The organism is Pseudonocardia sp. (assembly GCF_050250275.1).
Classification (GTDB): Bacteria; Actinomycetota; Actinomycetes; order Mycobacteriales; family Pseudonocardiaceae; genus Pseudonocardia.
In genome coordinates this window covers 1-20,080 of record NZ_JBFWOY010000001.1, presented here as the reverse complement: position 1 = coordinate 20,080, position 20,080 = coordinate 1, and the positions used below count along the sequence as shown (strand labels likewise).

Genomic DNA, 20,080 nt, shown 5'->3' with positions numbered 1-20,080 from the left:
ATGACTGCCACCACCGACGTCGAGGCGAGGCTGGGCTCGCCGTCGTGCGGACCGACGATTTCCGGCACGGCCGAACGTGTGGACCCGGCCCTGGGGAACCTCCGGAGACCGCGGGACCGCACACCGGGAACGAACCGGGCAGGTCGTCCGACCGGTGGCGGTGGCGCGAGATCCACGGCACGATCCCGGCGTGGACTACGCGACGATGCGTGACCTGTTCTTCGCCGCCCCCGCGCAGGCGCGCCCGCCGGCGCCCGCGGTGACGGGTGCGAGCCCGGCCCGGGCCCTGCGCGACGCCTTCGAACCTCTTGCGACGCAGGCGATCTGGTCGGCCGAGAGTGCCGACGGCTACCGGGAGCTGGGCCTCGACGACTTCTTCGTCGCCTACGTCCGGCAACGCACCGCGCCGCTCGGCGAGCCGGCGGCGCTCGTGGCCGTGACCGCGATGGGTGTGTTCGCCTACGACCTCATCGCGCCCCAGTACGAGGCCGGGATCGCCGCGATCGGCCGGGCCGACGCCGTCCGCGTCCGCACCAACGCCCCGGGCGCGACACTGCGTCGCGTCCTGGCCGACGAACCGGATCTCGACGCCCGCGCCGCCGCCGTGCTCGCCGCGCTGCGCCGCGGTCTCGACGCCGCCGACGCCACCTCCCGGCCGCTGTTCACCGGGCTGCGCGCCGAGCCCTGGCCCGCCGACGTCCTCGCGGCTCTGGTGCACGCCTGCAACCAGCTGCGTGAGCACCGCGGCGACTCCCACCTCGCGGTGTGTGCCGTCGCCGGGCTCGATCCCGTCGAGATGAACATCCTGACCGAGCTGTACTGCGGCTACCCGATCCTGGAGTACACGGCGACCCGTGGCTGGAGCCCCGAGCAGATGGAGGCCGCCGTCGGCAGGCTGCGCGCCCGCGGCCTCGTCGACGACTCCGGCGCGCTGACGGCCGCCGGCCTCGACTTCCGGCACGGGCTGGAGGAGCAGACCGACGCGATGCAGCAGTCGGTCGTCGACGCGATCGGCGACGACATCGGTGTCGTCACCGCGGAGCTGAACCGCTGGTCCGATGCCCTCGTCGCCGGGGGCGCGGCGCCCGTGGACCCGGCGAAGCGCCTGGCCGGATAGGCCGTTCGGAAATCTTCAGAACTCCTCGTGCACGTCCGGGTCCTGGTCCCAGATCCGGCCGCGCTCCAGGCCCGAGATCGCGGCGACCTCGTCGGCGGTGAGCTCGAAGCCGAACACGTCGATGTTCTCGCGGCGTCGCGAGGGGTTCGACGACGCCGGGATCGGCACCGCGCCCAGCTGGGTGTGCCAGCGCAGCACGACCTGCCCCGGCGACACTCCGTGGGCCTCGGCGATCCCGGCGATGGCCGGCTCCTCCAGCAGGTCGCCGCGCCCGAGCGGGCTCCAGCTCTCGGTGACGATCCCGTGTGCGGCGTGGAACTCGCGCAGCGCGGCCTGCGGGAAGTACGGGTGCAGCTCGACCTGGTTGACCGCCGGGACGACACCGGTCTCGTCGATCAGCCGGGTCAGGTGTGCCTCGGTGAAGTTCGAGACGCCGATCGAGCGGATCAGGCCCTGGTCGCGCAGCTCGATCATGGCCCGCCAGCTCGCGACGTAGGCGTCGAGGCGGGGCAGCGGCCAGTGGATCAGGAAGAGGTCGACGTGGTCGAGCGCCAGCGCGGCGAGCGACTCGTGGAAGCCGGTGATCGTCTCGTCGTGGCCGTGGTGGCGGCCGGCCAGCTTGGTGGTCACGACGATCTCGTCGCGCGGGACGTCGGTCGCCGCGATCGCCCGCCCGACGGCCGCCTCGTTGCCGTAGCGCAGCGCGGTGTCGACGAGCCGGTAGCCGGCGGCGAGGGCGTCGAGCGTGCTCGCCTCGGAGTCGTCGTCGTTCCAGGGGAAGCTGCCGAAGCCCACCGGGGGCAGGTCGCGGCCGTCGTTCATGCGAATCGTCGGCACCATTGGTCGTACATTAGTTTGTCAGGACAAAGTCGTCGAGCGGTCGCCCGCCCCGCGGTGGCGGACGACGTCCGGGCTCACGCCGCGAGCGAGATCGCGATCTGCTCGAGGCGGTCCATCGCCTCCTGCATCCCGCCTTCCATGCCCGAGCCGATGTGGGCGTCGCGGTGCTCGGGCACGGTGTGCTGCACGAGCATCGTCAACGTCGTACGGCTGTCGACCTCGGTGAACGTCACCGTGTCGAGCGCCTCGCCGTCGGGCATCCCCTCGAACACCTCGGTCATGACGAGCTTCTCGCCGGTCTCGATCTCGCGGTACTCGCCGTGGAAACCGGCCTCGAAGTCGCCGTTGGCGACCAGGACGTAGCGCCACTTCCCGCCGACGCGCAGGTCCACCTCGGCGAGGGTGACCTCGCCGCGTTCGCCCGCCCACCAGCGCTTGATCAGTTCCGGGGTCGTGTACGCCTTCCACACGAGGTGCTTCGGTGCGGCGAACTCCCTGGTGATGACGATCTCGCGGTCACCCTGCAACGTCACCGTCGCGGTGTGGGTGCTCGCCTGAGCGGTGTTGCCTGCCATCGCTGTCTCCCTCCGTTGCGGGCGTGCCCGCGGCGCGCCCGGTCTCCCGGTGTTCCTGCTCCATCAGTTCCGCGAGCACGACGTCCATCCGGTCGAACCGTTCCGACCAGAGCTGTTCGAATCCGCGCACCCAGTCGTGGATCGGCCGCAGCGGCACGGGGTTGAGCCGGTACAGCCGGCGACGTCCTTCGTCGCGCACGTCGACCAGGCCGACCTCCCGGAGGACCCGCAGGTGCTTCGAGACGAGGGGCTGTGCGACGCCGAGCCGGTCGACGATGTCGTTCACCGCGAGCTCGCCGCGCGCGAGGAGGTCGAGGATCTCTCGCCTTCTCGGCTCGGCGACCGCGTTGAACGCGTCCGTGGTGGTCGCCGCCCGTGCCATGACCCCAGCGTATACCCATATGGGAATACGTCAAGGGGTCGGCGTCGGGTCGCCGCCCGGCAGGAACCGACCTGGCCGTCCGGCGGGGTGCCACAGCGCCCGCCGACGGGTTGAATGGGCGCGGAACGACAGTCGTCTCATGGCAAGGAGGCCACGAGTGACCCAGTCCGTCGAGCAGACCGCGAGCGCAGCCGCGACCGCCACCGAACAATGGCTCACCGCGTTCCAGAACGCGCTCACCGCGCGCGACGTCGACGCCGCCGCCGCGCTGTTCGCCGATGAGAGCTTCTGGCGCGACATCGTCTCGTTCACCTGGAACATCACGACCGTCGAAGGGCCCGCGGGAGTCGCCGACCTGCTGCGCGCCACGCTCGACGACGTCGAGCCCGCCGGCTTCCGCGCCACCGAGGAACCCACCGAGGCCGATGGCGTGACCACCGCATGGATCGCGTTCGAGACCAGGGTCGGCCGCGGCTCCGGACTCCTCCGGCTCATCGACGGCAAGGCGTTCACGCTGCTCACCACCCTCGACGAGCTCAAGGGACACGAGGAACCGGTCCGCGACCGGCGCCCCCAGGGCGTCCGCCACGGCGCCCACCGCGACCGCGTCACCTGGGCCGAGAGCCGCGAGCAGGAGGCCGCCGAGCTCGGCTACACCGTCCAGCCCGAGGTCCTGATCATCGGCGGCGGCCAGGGTGGCATTGCGCTCGGCGCCCGGCTGCGCCAGCTGGGCGTCCCCACGATCATCATCGAGCGCAACGCCCGCCCCGGCGACTCCTGGCGCAAGCGCTACAAGAGCCTCGCCCTGCACGACCCGGTGTGGTATGACCACCTGCCGTACATCCCGTTCCCGGAGAACTGGCCGGTCTTCTCGCCGAAGGACAAGATCGGCGACTGGCTCGAGATGTACACGAAGGTCATGGAGCTCAACTACTGGGGCTCCACGACGGCCATGAGCGCGGTGCGTGACGGGGACGAATGGACCGTCGTCGTCGACCGTGACGGCGAGGAGGTCACCCTCAAGCCCAGACAGCTCGTCCTCGCGCTCGGCGCGTCCGGCCTGCCCGTCGTGCCCGAGATCCCCGGCGCCGAGAAGTTCCGCGGCGACCAGCACCACTCCTCGGCCCACCCGGGCCCCGACGAGTACAAGGGCAAGAAGGCCGTCGTCATCGGCTCCAACAACTCCGCCCACGACATCTGCGCCGCGCTCTGGGAAGCCGGCGTCGACGTCACCATGGTACAGCGCAGCTCCACCCACATCGTCCGGTCCGACACCCTCATGGACCTCGGCGTCGGCGACCTGTACTCCGAGCGCGCCCTCGCCGCGGGGGTCACGACGTTCAAGGGCGACACGATCTTCGCGTCGCTGCCGTTCCGCATCCTGCACACGTTCCAGATCCCGGTCTACGCGGCGATCAAGGAACGCGACCAGGAGTTCTACGACCGGCTGGAGAAAGCCGGCTTCGACATCGACTGGGGCGTCGACGACTCCGGCCTGTTCCTCAAGTACCTGCGCCGCGGATCGGGCTACTACATCGACGTCGGCGCCTCCGAGCTCGTCGCCAACGGCGATGTCAAGCTCGCCAAGGGGCAGGTCGTCGAGCTCACCGAGGACGAGGTCGTGCTGGAGGACGGCACCCGGCTGCCGGCCGACCTCGTCGTCTACGCCACCGGCTACGGCTCCATGAACCAGCTGGCCTCCGACATCATCGGCCAGGACGTGGCCGACAAGGTCGGCAAGGTCTGGGGGCTGGGCTCGGGCACGCCCAAGGACCCGGGCCCGTGGGAGGGCGAGCTGCGCAACATGTGGAAGCCCACCGCCCAGGAGGGCCTGTGGATCCACGGCGGCAACCTCGCCCTGTCCCGGTACTACTCGCTCTACCTGGCGCTGCAGCTCAAGGCCCGCCAGGAGGGCATCCCGACGCCCGTCTACAACCAGGCCGAGGTGCACCACACGGAATGACTCCGGGAACGACGTGGGGGTAGGCCCGCGCATGGCGCGACCGGCTTTCGTGCTGCACGAACACCGACGACCGCGGCACCACTTCGACCTCCGGCTGGAGGAGAACGGGGTGCTGCGGTCGTGGGCCGTGCCGCGCGGCCTGCCCGACGACCCCCGTCGCAACCGGCTCGCAGTGCCCGTCCCCGACCACGCGATGGACCACCTCGGCTACACCGACGCCGACAAGGACATCGCCGACACCGGCTGGTGGGAGGAGCACGACCGCGACGACCGCCGGATCGTCTTCACCCTGCACGGCCGCACCGGCGACCGCCGCTACGCGCTCATCCACACCGGCGACGACTGGCTGCTGCACCTCACGAAGGAGCAGCCCGGCGTCACTTCTTGAGGCGCCGGCTCCCGGCGTGCCAGTCCTCGGTCCTGCCGGCCTCCTGCGCGGGGACGCCCATCGACGGCAGCTGCGGACGCTCCCGCAGGCTGCGCTTGAGCTCGGCGAACCCGGGGAACCGGGACAGCCCGACGACGTGGTCCCAGAGCTGCGCGGCCTGCTCCTCGTCGGGCAGGCGGCTGATCACCGGGCCGAAGAACGCGACGCCCTCCGGCGGCTCGAAATGCAGGATCGGCGTGCCGACGTCCTTGCCCGTCAACGACAGGGCCTCGTCGGACTCCGCCTGGATCTCGATGTCGCGGGAGGCGTCGTCGAGGGCGTCCGCGAACGACGCCGGGAGTCCCGCTGCGGCGAGCGCGTCGGCCGCGAGCTCGGGGGTGCCCTGCCAGCCGTAACCCCGGCCCTCGTCGGGACCCGTCTCGAAGATCCGGGCGCCGAAGGCGGCGTACAGCGGCCCGACGGCGTCGCGGCCGTGCTGCTCCCGGACCGCCGCGGCCACCCGCAGCAGCCGCAGACCCGCGGTGTGCTGGGCGTCGTAGCCCTCGGGGAAATGGCTGTCGTAGTCCAGGTTCGAGTTGATCAGCCGTAGCGAGATGAACCGCCAGTCGACGGTGTAGTCGCGCTGCGACTGGACGACCCGGATCCATTTGCTCGTCATCCAGGCGAACGGGCAGATCGGGTCGAAATAGAAGTTGATGTCGGCTTGTCCTGCTGCATTCGTGCCCACGTCTCCGAGGGTAGGACGAGCCGGGGCACGGAGTGGGCACGGCGCGATGTGACCATGGAGACCGAGGGCGGGCCGCCCGTCGGCGCCGGTCCGGTAGAACTGGTCGCAGTCGACGCCGACACCTGGGAGACAACACATGCCGCGCCTGGACGTCACCATCCCCACTCCCGACGGGGCCGCCGCCGCGACCCTCCACCTGCCCGACGGCGACGGACCCTGGCCCGGCGTGCTGATGTTCCCCGACGCGGGCGGTGCCCGGGAGACGTTCTCGCTGATGGGCGACCGGATGGCGTCGATGGGCTACGCGACGCTCGTCCCCGACGTCTACTACCGCAACCCCGGCTACGAGCCGTTCGACCTCGCGACCGTCTTCTCCGACCCCGACGAGCGCGCACGCCTCGGCGAGCTGATGGGCACCCTCACCAACGAACGGCTCCTCGCCGACGCGAACGCCTACCTCGACTTCCTCCTCGCCCGCCCCGAGGTGACCGGCACCGGCGCGGGAACGACGGGCTACTGCATGGGCGGCCGCGCGTCCATGCTGGTCGCGGGCGGTGTGCCCGACAAGGTCGCGGCCGCGGCGTCGTTCCACGGCGGCCGGCTCGCCCCCGCCGACGACCCCACCAGCCCGCACCTGCTGGCGGGCGCGGTGCGGGCCAAGGTCTACGTGGCCGGCGCCGCCGACGACGCCTCGTTCCCGCAGGAGCAGTTCGACCTGCTCGACACCGTCCTGACCGACGCCGGTGTCGAGCACACGATCGAGACCTACCCGGCGGGCCACGGGTTCGCGGTCCCCGACAACCCGTCCTACGACAAGGACGCCGAGGAGCGGCACTGGGCCGCCCTCGGTGACCTGTTCGGGTCGGCGCTCAGCCGCTGACCCGCGGCACAGCGGCATCTGGGACGACACCGACGAGATCTCCGCGCAGGCCACCCTGGTCGGCACCAGCGGCGCGGGCCGGCCGCGGGCGACCACGAACGTGGTCGTCGACAGGTTCTGGCACTGCCGTCACCGTGGGCGGGCCGGACCCCCGGCCCGCCCACCCGCACGTCCGGGCCGGGGCAATAGGCTCGGCGCCGTCGACCCCGGGGGGACGCCAGTGATCAACGACGACGAGCGCATCGCTCTCTTCCTCGACTACGAGAACCTCGCGATCGGCGCGCGCGAAGGGCTGGGTGTGTCGCCGTTCGACTTCGGCCCGGTCGCCGACGCGTTGGCCGAGCGCGGCCGGGTCGTGTCCCGCAGGGCCTACGCCGACTGGTCCTACTTCGACGAGGACCGCAGGCTGCTGGCGCGGGCGCAGGTCGAGCTGATCGAGATCCCGCAGAAGGTGGGCGGGTCGCGCAAGAACGCGGCCGACATCAAGCTCGCCGTCGACGCGATCGAGCTGGCCTACGAGCGCGGGTTCGTCACGACGTTCGCGATCGGTACGGGCGACTCCGACTTCACCCCGCTCGTGCACAAGCTGCGCGAGATGGACAAACGGGTGATCGGGATCGGGGTGCAGTCCTCGACCTCGGCGCTGCTCCCGCCGGCCTGCGACGAGTTCCTGTTCTACGACCGGCTCCCCGGTGTCGACGCGCACCCGCCCGCCCGCAAGGGGCGGCGCCGCGAGCCGGTGGCCGCCACGCCCGCGCCGGACCCGGTGGTCGTCATGGCCGATCCCGGGCCTGCGGCGGAGGAGCCGATGACGGCCGCGTCCGACGGCGACGTGGGCAGGCTCGTCGCGAGCACCCTCACCGGCCTGCAGCGCCACGCCGACGGGCCGGTCCTCGCGTCGCGGCTCAAGCGGGCGATCCTGCGCAAGGACCCCACGTTCGACGAGGGCGACCACGGTTTCCGCGGGTTCGGGGAGCTGCTGCGCCACCTGGAGGGTGAGCGGGTCGTGGAGCTGCGGCAGGGCAGCGCGCAGGGCGATCCGGAGGTGTCGTTCCCCGAGGTCGGCTCGGCCGACGGGGATGCGTTCGCACTGCTCGTCGACGTCGTGCGCGGGTTGCAGGGCCCCGACGGGGTGCAGCTGTCGGGGTTGAAGGACCAGATGCGCAAGCGTGTCCCCGACTTCACCGAGAAGCGCTACGGCTTCAACGGCTTCCTGTCGTTCGCGAAGGCGGCCAGGGCCCGCGGGCTGGTCGCGATGGAGTGGGACGAGGAGCTCGCGGACCACCGGGTGCGTGTCCGATGAGCGAGCAGCCGTTGCAGCCGATGCCCGAGGACTGGACGCGCGGGCTCGCCGTCGTCGCCCACCCCGACGACCTGGAGTACGGGGCCGCGTCCGCCATCGCGCGCTGGACCGACGGTGGCCGTGACGTCGCCTACCTGCTGGTGTGCCGCGGGGAGGCGGGGATCGACACGATGCCACCCGCGGAGTGCGGGCCGGTGCGCGAGGCCGAGCAGCGGGCCGCGGCCGCCGAGGTCGGGGTCTCGGTGGTGGAGTTCCTCGACGGCCACCCCGACGGCCTCATCGAGTACGGCATCCCGCTGCGCCGCGACATCGCGGCCGCGATCCGACGGCACCGCCCGGAGCTCGTCGTCACCGGGAACTTCCACGAGACCTGGTACGGCGGTGGTGGACGCAACATGGCCGACCACATCGCCGTGGGCCGGGCGTGCCTGGACGCGGTGCGGGACGCCGCGAACCGCTGGCTGTTCCCGGAGCTGGGCGAACCCTGGCAGGGCGTGCGGTGGGTGGCGGTGGCGGGCTCCCCGCTGAGCGACCACGGCGTCGCCGTCGACGACCAGCTCGACCGTGGGATCGCCTCCCTGGCCGCGCACCGCGCCTACCTGGCGGCGCTGGGCGGCGACATGGCCGAGCCCGGCCCGTTCCTGCGCTCGCACGCCGAGCAGGCCGCGGCGCGGCTGCCGGGTGCCCGGTTCGCGACGACGTTCGAGCTCATCGAGGTGTGACGGCACGCCCCGGGACCGTGGGGCGGCGCACCGCCACGTCCCGTGTCGACGACGTGGCGGTGCTCCGGGGCCGCGGCCCGGGACGCGGGGTCAGGCCGCGAGCATCCCGTGCGGGTCGATGACGTACTTGCGCGGCGCGCCCTTGTCGAACTCCTGGTAGCCGCGGGGCGCGTCGTCGAGCGGGATGACGGTGGCGTTGACGGCCTTCGCGATCTCCACGCGGTCGTGCAGGATCGCCATCATCAGCCCGTGGTTGTAGCGCATGACCGGGCACTGGCCCGTCGTGAACGACAGCGACTTCGCCCATCCCGTGCCCAGCGACAGCGACAGCGCCCCGACCTTGGCGGCGTCGTCGATGCCGCCCGGGTCGCCGGTGACGTAGAGGCCGGGGATGCCCAGCGCGCCACCGGCCGCGGTGATCTCCATCAGCGAGTTCAGGACGGTCGCGGGTGCCTCGGTGGCCGAGCCCGCACCGTGCCCGCGCGCCTCGAAGCCGACGGCGTCGACGCCCGCGTCGACCTCGGGGACGCCGAGGATCTGCTCGATCTGGTCCTTCGGGTCGCCCTTGGAGACGTCGACGGTCTCGCAGCCGAACGTCCGCGCCTGCGCGAGCCGCTCCTCCTGCAGGTCCCCGACGATGACGACGGCCGCGCCCAACAGCTGCGCCCCGGCCGCGGCGGCCAGCCCGACCGGTCCGGCGCCCGCGATGTAGACGGTCGACCCCGGCTTCACGCCCGCGGTGACGGCGCCGTGGAAGCCGGTCGGGAAGATGTCCGACAGCATCGTCAGGTCGCGGACCTTCTCCCGCGCCTGGTCGGCGTCGGGGAAGACGAGCAGGTTGAAGTCGGCGTAGGGGACCATCACGTACTCGGCCTGGCCGCCGACCCAGCCGCCCATGTCGACGTAGCCGTACGCCGAGCCGGGCCGGTCCGGGTTGACGTTGAGGCAGATCCCGGTCTTGCCCTCCTTGCAGTTGTGGCAGCGCCCGCAGGCGATGTTGAACGGCACCGACGCCAGGTCGCCGACCTTCGTGAACTCGACGTCCGAGCCGACCTCGATCACCTCGCCGAGGATCTCGTGGCCGAGGACGAGCCCTTCCGGTGCGGTGGTGCGGCCACGCACCATGTGCTGGTCGCTGCCGCAGATGTTGGTCGTGACCACCTTGAGGATCACCCCGTGGTTGCACTTGCGGCCGACGTTGGCGGGGTTGACCCCGGGGCCGTCCTTGAGCTCGAGCGTCGGATAGGGGATGTCGTGCACCTCGACCTCGCCCGGCCCCACGTACGCGACAGCTCTGTTCCCCGACATGTGTGTGCTCCTTCGGTCGTCGTCTCCCGTCCCTCCGGACTACACCGCTGTCCTCGTCGGGCAAACCGTTGAGCGCCGAGGTCGCTCGCACGGCGGAGGCGAAGGCCACCCCCGCCTTGCCGCGACCGTCCGGTCGGCCGACGATGCGAGTCGTGCCGACGAACGCCACCCGCGACATCTCGCCGTCCGACCGCGTACTCGACTACACGTCCCGCTTCCGGACGTTCCTCGACACCGAGGTCGCCCCGCTGGAGGGCGAGCTGGACTCGGCGGGGGCCGGGACGCCGTGGAACCCGCGCCTCGACGACAAGGGCCGCATGCACCCGCTGGTCTGGGAGGCCCGTCGCGAGGTGCAGCGGCGTTCGGCGAAGGCCGGGCTCTACAACCCGCACATCCCGGCGGGGCTGGGCGGCGGCGGGTTCGGGCGCGTCGAGATGCACCACGTCGAGGAGTACGTCTACCGCGAGTCCGGGCTCGGTCTCGGCCTCGCGGCGCTGGCCTGGACCGAGGGCGCCAACCCCGCGATCACCCACGTGTCCGACGCCGCCCGCGGGCGCTACCTCGACCCGCTGCTCGCCGGCGAGGTGACGACGGCCTTCGCCAACACCGAGCGCGACGTCGGCACCGACGTCCTCGCCATGGGCACCCGCGCCCGCCGGGACGGGTCGGACTGGATCCTCGACGGCACCAAGGCGTGGATCACCAACGCGCATTTCGCCGACTTCGTGCAGGTCGTGGCCGTCACCGAGCCCGGCGCGGGCACCCGGTCGCTGTCGATGTTCCTCGTCGACGCCGACGCCCCCGGTTTCCGCCGCGGCCGCGACATCCCCACGATGCTGGGCGACGGCCTGACCGGCGAGCTGCACCTCGACGGGGTCCGGGTGCCGGCGGAGAACGTCGTCGGCGAGATCGGCGACGGGTTCGCGCTCGCCATGTCGTGGATCAACTGGCGGCGGATGTGCCGCGGCGGGATGTGCGCGGGTTGGGGCTCGTGGCTGCTCGACAGGGCGACCGGGCGGGCGCGCACGCGCGAGTCCGGGGGTAGGCCGATCGGTGAGCTGCAGGCGGTGCAGCACCTGCTCGCCGACATGGACGCCGACGTCTACGCGGCCCGCTCGACGTCGCTGGTCGCGCAGGCCGACCTCGACGAGCTGGGCGCCTTCGACATCCCCGCGCACCGCGACGTCCCGCGGCTCGTCTCGCTCGTCAAGATCGTCAACGACGAGGCGTTCTTCCGGGTCGCGGACCGGGCCGTCCAGATCCACGGCGGCACCGGGCTGCTGGTGGGCTCGGCGGAGGAGAAGCTGTTCCGGGTCGCCCGCAACCTGCGGATCCCGGCCGGGACCGTCGAGATCCAGCGCAACGCCATCGCGCGCGGTCTGCTGCGTCCGTGAGGCTGCTGGGGTGCGTCACCGGCCGGTTCCAGCCCGTGCACGACCAGCACCTGGAGCTGTTCGAGCTGGTCGCGGCGGAGTGCGAGCACCTCGTCGTCGCGATCACCAACCCCGACAGCGGCGCCCGCCGCGAGGAGCCGACGTCGGCGCACCGGCACACCCCGGAGGCCAACCCGTTCAGCTACTTCGAACGGGTCCGGCTGCTGACGGTCGCGCTGGCGGCTGCGGGCCTCGGTGGTCGAATGACGATCGTGCCCTTCGACCTGACGCGTCCCGAGGTGTGGACGCAGTACGTGCCGCGCCACGCCCACCAGTACGTCCGCGCCTACTCGCCCTGGGAACGGGACAAGGCGGGCCGGCTCGCCGCCGCGGGCTACGAGGTGACGGTCATCGACGGTGACCCGGCGACGAAGCGGCACGCCGCCGACGTCCGGGCCTGCATCAGGGCGGGCGGGGACTGGGAGTCGCTGGTCCCGCCCGCCACCGTCGCGGTGCTGAAGGCGCTTCGGGCGTGAGGGCCCCCGGGTACGGCGAGGACCAGCCCCGCCTCGACGACGACCGGATGCCCGTCGTGCTCGTCGTCCTCGACGGGCTGGGCGACCGGCCCGTCGCCGAGCTGGGCGACCGCACCCCGGCCGAGGCCGCGCACACGCCGGTGCTCGACGAGCTGGCCCGCCGCGGCGCGTCCGGCTGGCACGTGCCGTTCGGCTGGGGCCGCGCGCCCGCCTCCGAGCTGGCGCACTGGGCGATGTTCGGGTTCGCCGACGTCGCGTTCCCCGGCCGCGCGGTCGTCGAGGCGCTCGGCGCGGGTCTCGACGTGCCCTACGGCGTCGCCGCCACCCACGCCGCACTGCGGACGTCGGTCACCGACCGGGGCCTGGTGTGGCTCACCGGCCGCGCCGCGCGCTCCGACGCCGCCGACGCCCTCTCCCTGCTGGAGGCGCTGGCGCCGGTCCTGGAACGGCACGGCGCGACGCTGCAGCCGATCGGCGCACGTGGCGAGGCGTTGCTGCTGCTCCACGGCCGTCCCGAGGGTGCGGTGACCGACTCCGACGCCTTCTTCGAGGACCGCCACCCGTGGCTGCGACCCCTGCCGACGCGGCCCCAGGACACCCCGGCGGCGCTCGTCCTCACCGACCTGCTCCTCGACGCCCGCGACCTGCTCCTCGCCCACCCCGTCAACGCCGCCCGCCGCGACCGCGGACTGCCCGCCCTCGACGTGCTCACCACGAAGTGGTCCGGCACCCGCGAGCTGGTGCCGAACTTCACCGCCAACGCGGGCGTCGCCGGGGCGATGGTCACCGGCACGCGGCTCTACCGGGGTCTCGCGGCCGTCCTGGAGATGGTGGACCTGCACCTCCCGCCCGTCCCGGACGTCACCGCCGACCTCGCTGCCCGTGTCGACGCGGCCGGCGCGCTGATCGCGGAGGGCGCGCGGTTCGTCCATGTCCACACCAAGGCCACCGACGAGGCCGGCCACACGAAGCTGCCCCTCGCGAAGCGCGACGTCGTCGAGGCCGCCGACGCCGGGCTCGCCGCGCTGCACGACCTCGCCGACCGGGCCGTCGTCTGCGTGACGGGCGACCACGCCACCCCGTCGACGGGCGGTGTCCTGCACACCGCCGACCCGACGCCGCTGGTCGTCGCCGGGCCCGCCGTCCGGCCCGACCCGGTCGCGGCCTTCGGGGAGAGCCACGCGCACGGCGGCTGGTACGGCGCGGTCCGGGCCGCGGAGCTGCTGCCACTGTTGTTCGGCCACGCCAACCGGCCCGTGTTCCTCGGGCACCGCGCCACGCCGGCCCCCACCCTCGCGCTGCCCGACCACCCCGAGCCGATGCCCCCGCGCGGTGGGAGCAATCATGAATCATCAAGGGGCGCAGGCTGATCCGCTCAGACGTGATGATCCGGGAGGAATCCATGGGATACGACGCGGTGCTCGCCGAGAGCATCGGCATGCAGGGCGCGAACGGCGACGAGATCGAGGCCTACAGCGCCCGCCCGCTCGACGGCGCGGCCCGCGGCGGCGTCGTGGTCATCCACCACATGCCCGGGTACGACCGGGAGTCCAAGGAGACGGTGCGGCGCTTCGCCACCGAGGGCTACAACGCCGTCTGCCCCAACCTGTACCACCGCGAGGCCCCGGGTGCGGCCCCCGACGACGCGGCCGCGACGGCGCGGGCCGGCGGCGGTGTCCCCGACGACCGGCTCGTCGGCGACGTCGGGGGTGCCGCGGCGTGGCTGCGCCGGCTGCCCACCGCCAACGGGAAGGTGGGGACGATCGGCTTCTGCTCCGGTGGCCGTCAGGCCTTCCTCACCGCACTGGAGCTCGACATCCAGGGCGCCGTCGACTGCTACGGGGCGTTCGTCGTCGGCGAGCCGCCGGAGGGCTTCCCGGTGCGCGTCCGTCCGCTCGGCGACCGGGTCGGCGAGCTGCGCGCCCCCGTTCTGGGCATGTTCGGCAACGACGACGCCCACCCCTCGCCGGCCGAGGTCGACGAGCTGGAGGAGCTGCTGCGGGAAGCGGGGAAGGAGTACGAGTTCCACCGCTACGACGACACCGGGCACTCGTTCTTCTCCGTCGACCGGCCCGCCTACCGGCCCGCCTCGGCCGTCGACGGCTGGGCGAGGATCCTGGCGTTCTTCGGCGCGAAGCTCGGCTCTGCCGTGTCCCGGGGGGCGTGACCGGCGTGTGCACCTACAGCACCGAGAAGATCGACGTCGACCGCAGCAGCGGCAAGGGGCCCGCCGGCTGGTTCCCGCTGCGCACCGCGACCGTCTACTACGACCACCCCGTCCACGCCCCTGACGACCACACCGTCAACATCGACTTCCTCGCCCCCGACCGCGGCCCCGGCGCGCGGGTGGCCGTCGAGCTGAGTCTCGACTCGGCGAAGGCGCTGCTGGAGGCGCTGCAGGTCACCGTGGAGCGGGCCGCGCACCACTGATCACCCCTCGGTTCACCCCGGCGCGGCTGACCGGGCGCCGGGCCGGCCCGGCATCATCGCGACCCGTGCGCGTGTATCTGGGTGCCGACCATGCCGGGTTCGATCTCAAGGCGGTGCTGATCGAGCACCTGTCCGCAGCGGGGCACGACGTCGTCGACGTCGGCGCCCTCACCTACGACGCCGAGGACGACTATCCGGCGTTCTGCCTGGAGACGGCCCGCCGGGTCGTCGCCGACGAGGGCTCGTTGGGCGTCGTGCTGGGCGGCTCGGGCAACGGCGAGCAGATCTCGGCCAACAAGGTGCCGGGCTGCCGGGCGGCGCTGGCGTGGAGCGTCGAGACCGCGTCGCTGGCGCGGGAGCACAACGGCGCGCAGGTCATCGGGGTCGGTGCCCGGATGCATTCCGAGGAGGAGGCGAAGGCGATCGTCGACTCCTTCCTGGCGACCCCGTTCTCCGGCGAGCCCCGCCACCAGCGGCGCATCGACGTCCTCACCGCGTTCGAGGCCGGCCACGAGTACCCGCCGTTGCCCTGAGAGGCGCGACACGGTTTCCGATAGTGGATGGCTGCACACTATGCGAACTAGAATCGGTCCGGTGACACTTCCTGCGTTCCTCGATCTTCCGCCGCGCTCGGTGAAACCGCGGACGGTCGGAGTCACCCACGTCATCGACCAGGGCGCCGGTACCGCGGCCACGGCCGACCTCCTGGCGTCGGCGGCAGGGCACATCGACATCTGGAAGGTCGGCTGGGGCACCGCCTACGTCGACTCCGCGCTCCCGGCCAAGCTGGCGCTGCTCGACGCGCACGGTGTCGCGGCCTGCCTCGGCGGCACCATGCTGGAGATCGCCTGGGCGCAGGGTGCGGCCGAGTCCTGCCTGGAGTGGGCGGGCGAGGTCGGCTTCCGGCTGATCGAGGTCTCCCGCGGCACCGTGGCGATGTCGATGCAGGAGAAGCGCGAGCTGATCCGCCGCGCGTCGCGGGACTTCACCGTCCTCGCCGAGACCGGCGCCAAGTCGCCCGGCGAGCGCAACCCGGCGCGGCACTGGCCGGCCGAATGCCTGTCCGACCTCGACGCCGGTGCGCGCTTCGTCGTCACCGAGGGTCGGCAGAGCGGCAACGTCGGCACGTTCGACGAGTCCGGCCGGGTCCGTCCCGACGTCGTCGAGGCCGTCGTGGCCGCCACCGGTGTCGAGCGGGTCATCTTCGAGGCGCCGCGTGCGGCCCAGCAGGCCTGGTTCGTCCGTCGCTTCGGTCCGGACGTGAACCTGGGCAACGTGGCGCTCGCCGACGTGCTGTCGGTGGAGACGCTGCGGCTCGGGCTGCGGTCGGACACCGCCGCCGTCGTGCGGCGCGAGCACCAGGAGGCCGAGCTCGCCGGAGCCTGACCCCGGCGAGGTTCGGACGAGGCCGGGCGCGCACCCCGCGAGGGTGCGGTCCGGCCTCTGCCGTACCCGGGGGGCGCCCCCGGCGGTGACTCGGGCACCATGGGGCGGAACGGTTCTTCACGACAGCGCACCCCGGCCGCTGGTCACGGTCACGGGCTGCTTCTGACCTGGGTCGACGGTGTTACGCGTCGGTTTCCACTGTCGGGGGGCGTTGACACGGAACAGCCGTTGAGTATGGTAAAAATCCTGAATCGCATAGTGAATGACTGGCGATCCTCAGCGCAGACGGCGGAAGGCGGGCGGAACGTGCCGCGGAAGACAGTGATCATCGGTGGAGGTCCCGCCGGCACCGGCGCCGCGGGCGGCGTGAAGGCCGTGGACCCGTCGGCTGAGGTGGTTCTCTACACCCAGTTCGAGGACATCGCCTACAGCCCGTGCGGAATCCCGTACGTCCACGGTGGCGAGATCGACAGCTTCGACCGGCTGATCCTGGCGGGCAAGCAGGCGTACGTGGACGCGGGTATCGACGTCCACTACGAGACGACCGTGACGTCGATCAACACCGCCAAGAAGACCATCATGGTCGAGGGCGAGGGCGAGGTCTCGTACGACAGCCTCATCATCGGCACCGGCTTCGCCTACGCCGACCCGGGCGTCCCCGGCACCGAGCTCGGCGGGCTGTACTACGTCAAGAACATCCGGGCCGCCCAGGAGTGGGACAAGGTCATCGCCAACTCCAAGCGCGCGGTCGTCGTCGAGGCGTCGCCGCTGGCCATGGAGATGGTCACGGCGCTCGCGCACCGCGGCATCGAGACCCACCTGGTCGACCCGAACCCGTACGCCCTGTCCAACATGGCGGACCCGGACATCATGGCGCCGGTCGAGGAGTCCTTCCGCGAGCTCGGCATCCACCTGCACTTCAACACCACCCTCGAGGCCTTCCTGGGCGACTCCGAGGGCAAGCTGCGCGCGATCAGGACGTCGGCGGGCGAGATTCCGGTCGACCTCGCGGTCGTCGCGACGCACAAGACCCCGAACAACGCCCTCGCGGCGGCGGCGGGCATCAAGATCGGGTCCACCGGCGGCCTCATCGTCGACGAGAACATGAAGACGTCGGCCCCCGACGTGTGGGCCGCGGGCGACGCCTGCGAGATCCCGCACGGCCTCGCGGGTACGCCGCTGCAGGGCCTCACCGGCTCGCACGCCTACGCGCAGGGCAAGGCCGCGGGCCAGAACGCGGCCGGGGGCTCGAAGGCCTACCGCACCGTCTTCATCCCGTGGGGCACCCCGGCCGGCAAGTGGGTCATCGGTGGCGCCTCGTTCGGTGAGGCCACCGCCACCGCGCTGGGCATCCCCTACATCGTCGGTACCGCCGAGGGGGTCTCGCGCTCGCGCTACTACGCGGGCGTGAAGAAGACCAAGCTGAAGATCCTCGCCGACCCCAAGTCGCACAAGATCCTCGGCGCCCAGATGGTCGGCGGCGGCGACGGCATCAAGGAGCGGGCCGACTTCCTGGCCCAGGCCATCCGCTTCGGGATGACCCTCGAGGACCTCGCCACCATGGAGACGGTCTTCGCGCCCGCCATCGGCGCGCTCACCGAGCCGATCGTCGCCGCGGCCAACAACGGCCTCGCCGCCGCGAAGAAGGGCTGACCGTGGCACGCGGTTTCTCCGGCTGGCTCCGCCACAACGCCGAGCACTACCTCCTTGTCGACGCGCAGCGCAAGCTGTCGATCAAGCTCGGGACGGCCGCCCCGCGGCCGCCCCAGGGCGCCAAGGAGATCTTCTGGCTGAAGGTCTTCGCCCCGGTGTACAGCGTGCTCCCGTGGTCGCTCCGGCACACGGTCATGCGCGCCATGCCGGGAAGTCACCGGAAGACGTGGGCCTCACCGCCGGCCCTGCAGGGCCCGGCGGTCTGACCCTCGAAGCACCACCCATCCAACAAGAAGGAGTGCACTGTGGCTCAGATCGTCGGTGAGCGGGCTCAGGCGGGCGACGCGATTGTCGACTACGACGAGAAGCTGTTCGACGACATCCAGGCCGAGGCGGGCGAGAAGGCCTACATCTTCATGCACACCGTGCCCTACGAGGGCTCGGTCGGTCTGGTCAACATGCTGACCTGTACCCGCATCAACCGTAAGGGCTTCGACACCAGCCTCGTTCTCTACGGCCCCGGCGTGCTCATGGGCTCCGCCACCCGTGGTTTCCCGACCGTCGGCTCGGAGGCCTTCCCCGGCCACCTCGCCTACAACAACCAGCTGCAGACGTTCATGAAGGAGGGCGGCAAGGTTCTTGCCTGCCGCTTCGCCATGGCCGCGCTCTACGGCATGCGGGAGACCGACCTGATCGAGGGCATCCAGCCGATCCACCCGCTGGACATCCTGGACTGCACCCTGACCGCCCGCCGCGAGGGCGCGCTGGTCATGCAGACCTGGACCCTCTGATACATCGTCACACCCTGCTCGACCGCGATGGCGGGGCCCGGCGTCGTCCGGGCCCCGCCATCCGGTCGGGTTGCTCCTTCGAGTCCGGGGAGCTGACCAGAACGGCACCCCAGTGGACAGCCACCAGGCACTGGACGCGGTCCGGACGCGATGGCGCGAAGCCGAGGAGCGTCTCTACCCGACCCTGATCGCCGATCCGGCGGCCGCCGCGCGCGCCGTCGACGCGATCCGTCGATTGCTCGTCGAGCTCCGCGGGCGCGCCGACAACCTCACCACCCTCCTGGCGGCCGGCGCTGACCCCCGCGAGTTCGCCCGGCCACTCTCGTTGTCCTGCAACGGGTTCTCGATCGACATCCTCGTGGGCGTCGCCTGCGGGGCCCGGCTTCGGGAGATCGTCGCCGACCAGGACGACCGTAGGATCGAGCAGCTCCTCGCGCGCGGCGCCGCCGCCGGCGCGACGTGGATCCTGCTCGACGGTCCGGACGACCCGGACGCACTGACCGAGGGCCGCCACGTGATCGTCCACGTGACCTCGCGGACGGTCCTGACCGCCACGGTCGACCCGTGGACCGACGACCAGCCCTACGAGCTACAGGTCCTCCCGTACGCCGGGGCACCCCTGTCGCGCAGGTTCGGCGACCGCGCCGAATGGCTCGGTGAGTTCCGGCAGTGTCGCCGCGACGTCGAGAACCTGCACGGGGACCCCGCCTCCACGGGCGCGACGCGAACGGGAGCACGGTGACCACCACCGACATCATCACGGGATCGGCCGCGCGCCGCCCCGGACCGGCCGCCAGGCCGCGTCTGGAGTGCAAGCTGGCCTCCGACGACGCCGATCTCGCCTACCACCACGCCATCCGGCGCTCGGTGTTCGTGCTGGAGCAGCAGGTCTTCGCCCGCTCCGACCACGACATCCGCGACGAGGACGCCTCGACGATGCGCATCCTCGGCTACGCCGACGGCGAGCCCGCGGGCACCGTCCGGTTGTTCCCGATCGACCCGGGTGAGCCCACCGGCGACTGGCAGGGCGACCGGCTGGCCGTGCTGACGCAGTTCCGTAGCACGTTGCTGGGCCTGCCCCTGGTGCGCGCCGCCGTCGCGACCGCCGCCGCGCGCGGCGGGAGCCGGATGATCGCCCACGTGCAGCCGGCCAACCGGACGTTCTTCCGGCGGCTGGGCTGGACCCAGGTCGGCGAGCCCGAGGTCTACCTCGGCCTGCCGCACCTGCTGATGGAGATCGACCTCGTGGCCGCCCGGGCCGGGGCGCGCCCGGCCAACGACTGACACACCCCTCGCACCGGGTTCGACCCCAGGCCGGACCCGGTGCCGGCGCCGGTACCCGGCTCCGTCGGCGACGGCGGCCGCGCCGGGTCAGGACGTGCGCACCCGCTCGCTGACGAGGCGGCCCGAACGCCCGAACGACTCCCGCAGCTCGGTGGGCAGCGACTCGGCGATGCGGGCCAATGCCACGGTGCGCTGCTCGGGTGTGCCCAGCTGCCCGACGACCAGGTCGGACCTGGTGCGGGCGGCGACGCGGGCGGCGTCGTCGGGGCGGCCGAGCGCGGCGAGGGCGAGGGCCTCGTACTTGGGGCTGGAGTAGAGGCGGGCCTCGGTGAGCAGGGCGTCGGCGTGGTCGGGTTCCCAGCGGGCGCGCATCTCGAGGTAGCGCATGGTGGCGCGGGGTTTGAAGGGCAGGGAGCGGTCGA

The 20,080-nt window shown here is 72.2% G+C and carries 23 protein-coding genes and 1 pseudogene; 18 read left to right on the top strand and 6 right to left on the bottom strand.

All coding sequences use genetic code 11. The features are described from left to right. Positions 1-190: 190 nt before the first annotated feature. Positions 191-1,117, top strand: a complete 927-nt coding sequence (locus AB7F12_RS00120; RefSeq protein ID WP_428499830.1) for an SCO6745 family protein — start codon at positions 191-193, stop codon at positions 1,115-1,117. 15 nt (positions 1,118-1,132) lie between these two features. Here the strand turns inward: AB7F12_RS00120 and AB7F12_RS00115 are convergent, their stop codons facing one another. From AB7F12_RS00115 to AB7F12_RS00105, 3 genes are all read right to left on the bottom strand, one after another. Continuing rightward, positions 1,133-1,957, bottom strand: a complete 825-nt coding sequence (locus AB7F12_RS00115) for an aldo/keto reductase (protein ID WP_428499829.1) — start codon at positions 1,955-1,957, stop codon at positions 1,133-1,135. Between the two features lie 74 nt (positions 1,958-2,031). Further along, the gene (locus tag AB7F12_RS00110) at positions 2,032-2,532 is read right to left on the bottom strand and encodes an SRPBCC family protein (protein ID WP_428499828.1); all 501 of its coding nucleotides are present in this window, start codon (positions 2,530-2,532) and stop codon (positions 2,032-2,034) included. Then, complete coding sequence (locus AB7F12_RS00105) at positions 2,474-2,914, bottom strand: ArsR/SmtB family transcription factor (RefSeq protein WP_428499827.1); 441 nt, start codon at positions 2,912-2,914, stop codon at positions 2,474-2,476. Before AB7F12_RS00105 ends, AB7F12_RS00110 begins: the two co-directional genes overlap by 59 nt. A 157-nt stretch (positions 2,915-3,071) precedes the next feature. Here AB7F12_RS00105 and AB7F12_RS00100 point away from each other — a divergent pair, with 157 nt between their 5' ends. After that, entirely contained in the window at positions 3,072-4,877 is a 1,806-nt protein-coding gene (locus tag AB7F12_RS00100) for an NAD(P)/FAD-dependent oxidoreductase (RefSeq protein ID WP_428516411.1), read from the top strand. A 31-nt stretch (positions 4,878-4,908) separates the two neighbouring features. Next, positions 4,909-5,265 carry a DNA polymerase ligase N-terminal domain-containing protein gene (locus AB7F12_RS00095; protein WP_428502062.1) on the top strand — a complete coding sequence of 119 codons (357 nt, stop codon included), beginning with the start codon at positions 4,909-4,911 and terminating at the stop codon, positions 5,263-5,265. Here AB7F12_RS00095 and AB7F12_RS00090 read toward each other — a convergent pair. After that, on the bottom strand, positions 5,255-5,992 hold the full coding sequence (locus AB7F12_RS00090) for a hypothetical protein (protein ID WP_428502063.1): 738 nt from the start codon (positions 5,990-5,992) through the stop codon (positions 5,255-5,257). The two genes, AB7F12_RS00095 and AB7F12_RS00090, sit on opposite strands and share 11 nt — an antisense overlap. A 136-nt stretch (positions 5,993-6,128) precedes the next feature. On the opposite strand from AB7F12_RS00090, the gene AB7F12_RS00085 reads away from it, so the two are divergent. From AB7F12_RS00085 to AB7F12_RS00075, 3 genes are all read left to right on the top strand, one after another. Then, complete coding sequence (locus AB7F12_RS00085) at positions 6,129-6,872, top strand: dienelactone hydrolase family protein (RefSeq protein ID WP_428502064.1); 744 nt, start codon at positions 6,129-6,131, stop codon at positions 6,870-6,872. Between the two features lie 220 nt (positions 6,873-7,092). Beyond that, positions 7,093-8,175, top strand: coding sequence for an NYN domain-containing protein (locus AB7F12_RS00080; protein ID WP_428502065.1), 1,083 nt, complete (start codon positions 7,093-7,095; stop codon positions 8,173-8,175). Next, positions 8,172-8,897, top strand: a complete 726-nt coding sequence (locus tag AB7F12_RS00075) for a PIG-L deacetylase family protein (RefSeq protein ID WP_428502066.1) — start codon at positions 8,172-8,174, stop codon at positions 8,895-8,897. Before AB7F12_RS00080 ends, AB7F12_RS00075 begins: the two co-directional genes overlap by 4 nt. Positions 8,898-8,987: 90 nt before the next feature. On the opposite strand, the gene fdhA is transcribed toward AB7F12_RS00075, so the two are convergent. After that, complete coding sequence (gene fdhA, locus AB7F12_RS00070; protein ID WP_428502067.1) at positions 8,988-10,205, bottom strand: formaldehyde dehydrogenase, glutathione-independent; 1,218 nt, start codon at positions 10,203-10,205, stop codon at positions 8,988-8,990. 143 nt (positions 10,206-10,348) lie between these two features. Between fdhA and AB7F12_RS00065 the strand changes: the two genes are divergently transcribed. The 12 genes from AB7F12_RS00065 to AB7F12_RS00010 all read left to right on the top strand — a co-directional run bounded on the left by AB7F12_RS00065 (position 10,349) and on the right by AB7F12_RS00010 (position 19,658). Next, positions 10,349-11,599 (top strand): acyl-CoA dehydrogenase family protein, encoded by a 1,251-nt coding sequence (locus tag AB7F12_RS00065; RefSeq protein WP_428502068.1) that lies wholly within the window; start codon positions 10,349-10,351, stop codon positions 11,597-11,599. After that, positions 11,596-12,114: an adenylyltransferase/cytidyltransferase family protein gene (locus tag AB7F12_RS00060; protein WP_428502069.1), complete on the top strand. Its 519-nt coding sequence runs from the start codon at positions 11,596-11,598 to the stop codon at positions 12,112-12,114. The genes AB7F12_RS00065 and AB7F12_RS00060 overlap by 4 nt, the downstream gene beginning before the upstream one ends. Next, positions 12,111-13,484 (top strand): alkaline phosphatase family protein, encoded by a 1,374-nt coding sequence (locus tag AB7F12_RS00055; RefSeq protein WP_428502071.1) that lies wholly within the window; start codon positions 12,111-12,113, stop codon positions 13,482-13,484. Before AB7F12_RS00060 ends, AB7F12_RS00055 begins: the two co-directional genes overlap by 4 nt. Before the next feature lie 32 nt (positions 13,485-13,516). Beyond that, positions 13,517-14,281 carry a dienelactone hydrolase family protein gene (locus AB7F12_RS00050; RefSeq protein ID WP_428502072.1) on the top strand — a complete coding sequence of 255 codons (765 nt, stop codon included), beginning with the start codon at positions 13,517-13,519 and terminating at the stop codon, positions 14,279-14,281. Between the two features lie 5 nt (positions 14,282-14,286). After that, a complete protein-coding gene (locus AB7F12_RS00045; RefSeq protein ID WP_428502073.1) occupies positions 14,287-14,544 on the top strand; it encodes a DUF6295 family protein in 258 nt (85 codons plus the stop codon). A 65-nt stretch (positions 14,545-14,609) separates the two neighbouring features. After that, on the top strand, positions 14,610-15,077 hold the full coding sequence (locus AB7F12_RS00040; protein ID WP_428502074.1) for a ribose-5-phosphate isomerase: 468 nt from the start codon (positions 14,610-14,612) through the stop codon (positions 15,075-15,077). A 61-nt stretch (positions 15,078-15,138) separates the two neighbouring features. Continuing rightward, on the top strand, positions 15,139-15,930 hold the full coding sequence (locus AB7F12_RS00035) for a phosphosulfolactate synthase (RefSeq protein ID WP_428502075.1): 792 nt from the start codon (positions 15,139-15,141) through the stop codon (positions 15,928-15,930). 306 nt (positions 15,931-16,236) lie between these two features. Further along, positions 16,237-17,583, top strand: a complete 1,347-nt coding sequence (locus AB7F12_RS00030; RefSeq protein WP_428502076.1) for an FAD-dependent oxidoreductase — start codon at positions 16,237-16,239, stop codon at positions 17,581-17,583. A 2-nt stretch (positions 17,584-17,585) separates the two neighbouring features. Next, positions 17,586-17,849 (top strand): hypothetical protein, encoded by a 264-nt coding sequence (locus AB7F12_RS00025; RefSeq protein ID WP_428502077.1) that lies wholly within the window; start codon positions 17,586-17,588, stop codon positions 17,847-17,849. Between the two features lie 39 nt (positions 17,850-17,888). Next, positions 17,889-18,374: an MSMEG_0572/Sll0783 family nitrogen starvation response protein gene (locus tag AB7F12_RS00020; RefSeq protein WP_428516413.1), complete on the top strand. Its 486-nt coding sequence runs from the start codon at positions 17,889-17,891 to the stop codon at positions 18,372-18,374. 112 nt (positions 18,375-18,486) lie between these two features. Further along, positions 18,487-19,116: a hypothetical protein gene (locus AB7F12_RS00015; RefSeq protein ID WP_428516414.1), complete on the top strand. Its 630-nt coding sequence runs from the start codon at positions 18,487-18,489 to the stop codon at positions 19,114-19,116. Further along, the gene (locus tag AB7F12_RS00010; RefSeq protein WP_428516416.1) at positions 19,113-19,658 is read left to right on the top strand and encodes an MSMEG_0567/Sll0786 family nitrogen starvation N-acetyltransferase; all 546 of its coding nucleotides are present in this window, start codon (positions 19,113-19,115) and stop codon (positions 19,656-19,658) included. Before AB7F12_RS00015 ends, AB7F12_RS00010 begins: the two co-directional genes overlap by 4 nt. Before the next feature lie 87 nt (positions 19,659-19,745). On the opposite strand, the pseudogene AB7F12_RS00005 reads toward AB7F12_RS00010, so the two are convergent. Next, positions 19,746-20,080, bottom strand: a pseudogene (locus AB7F12_RS00005) (ATP-binding protein); the annotation flags it as partial.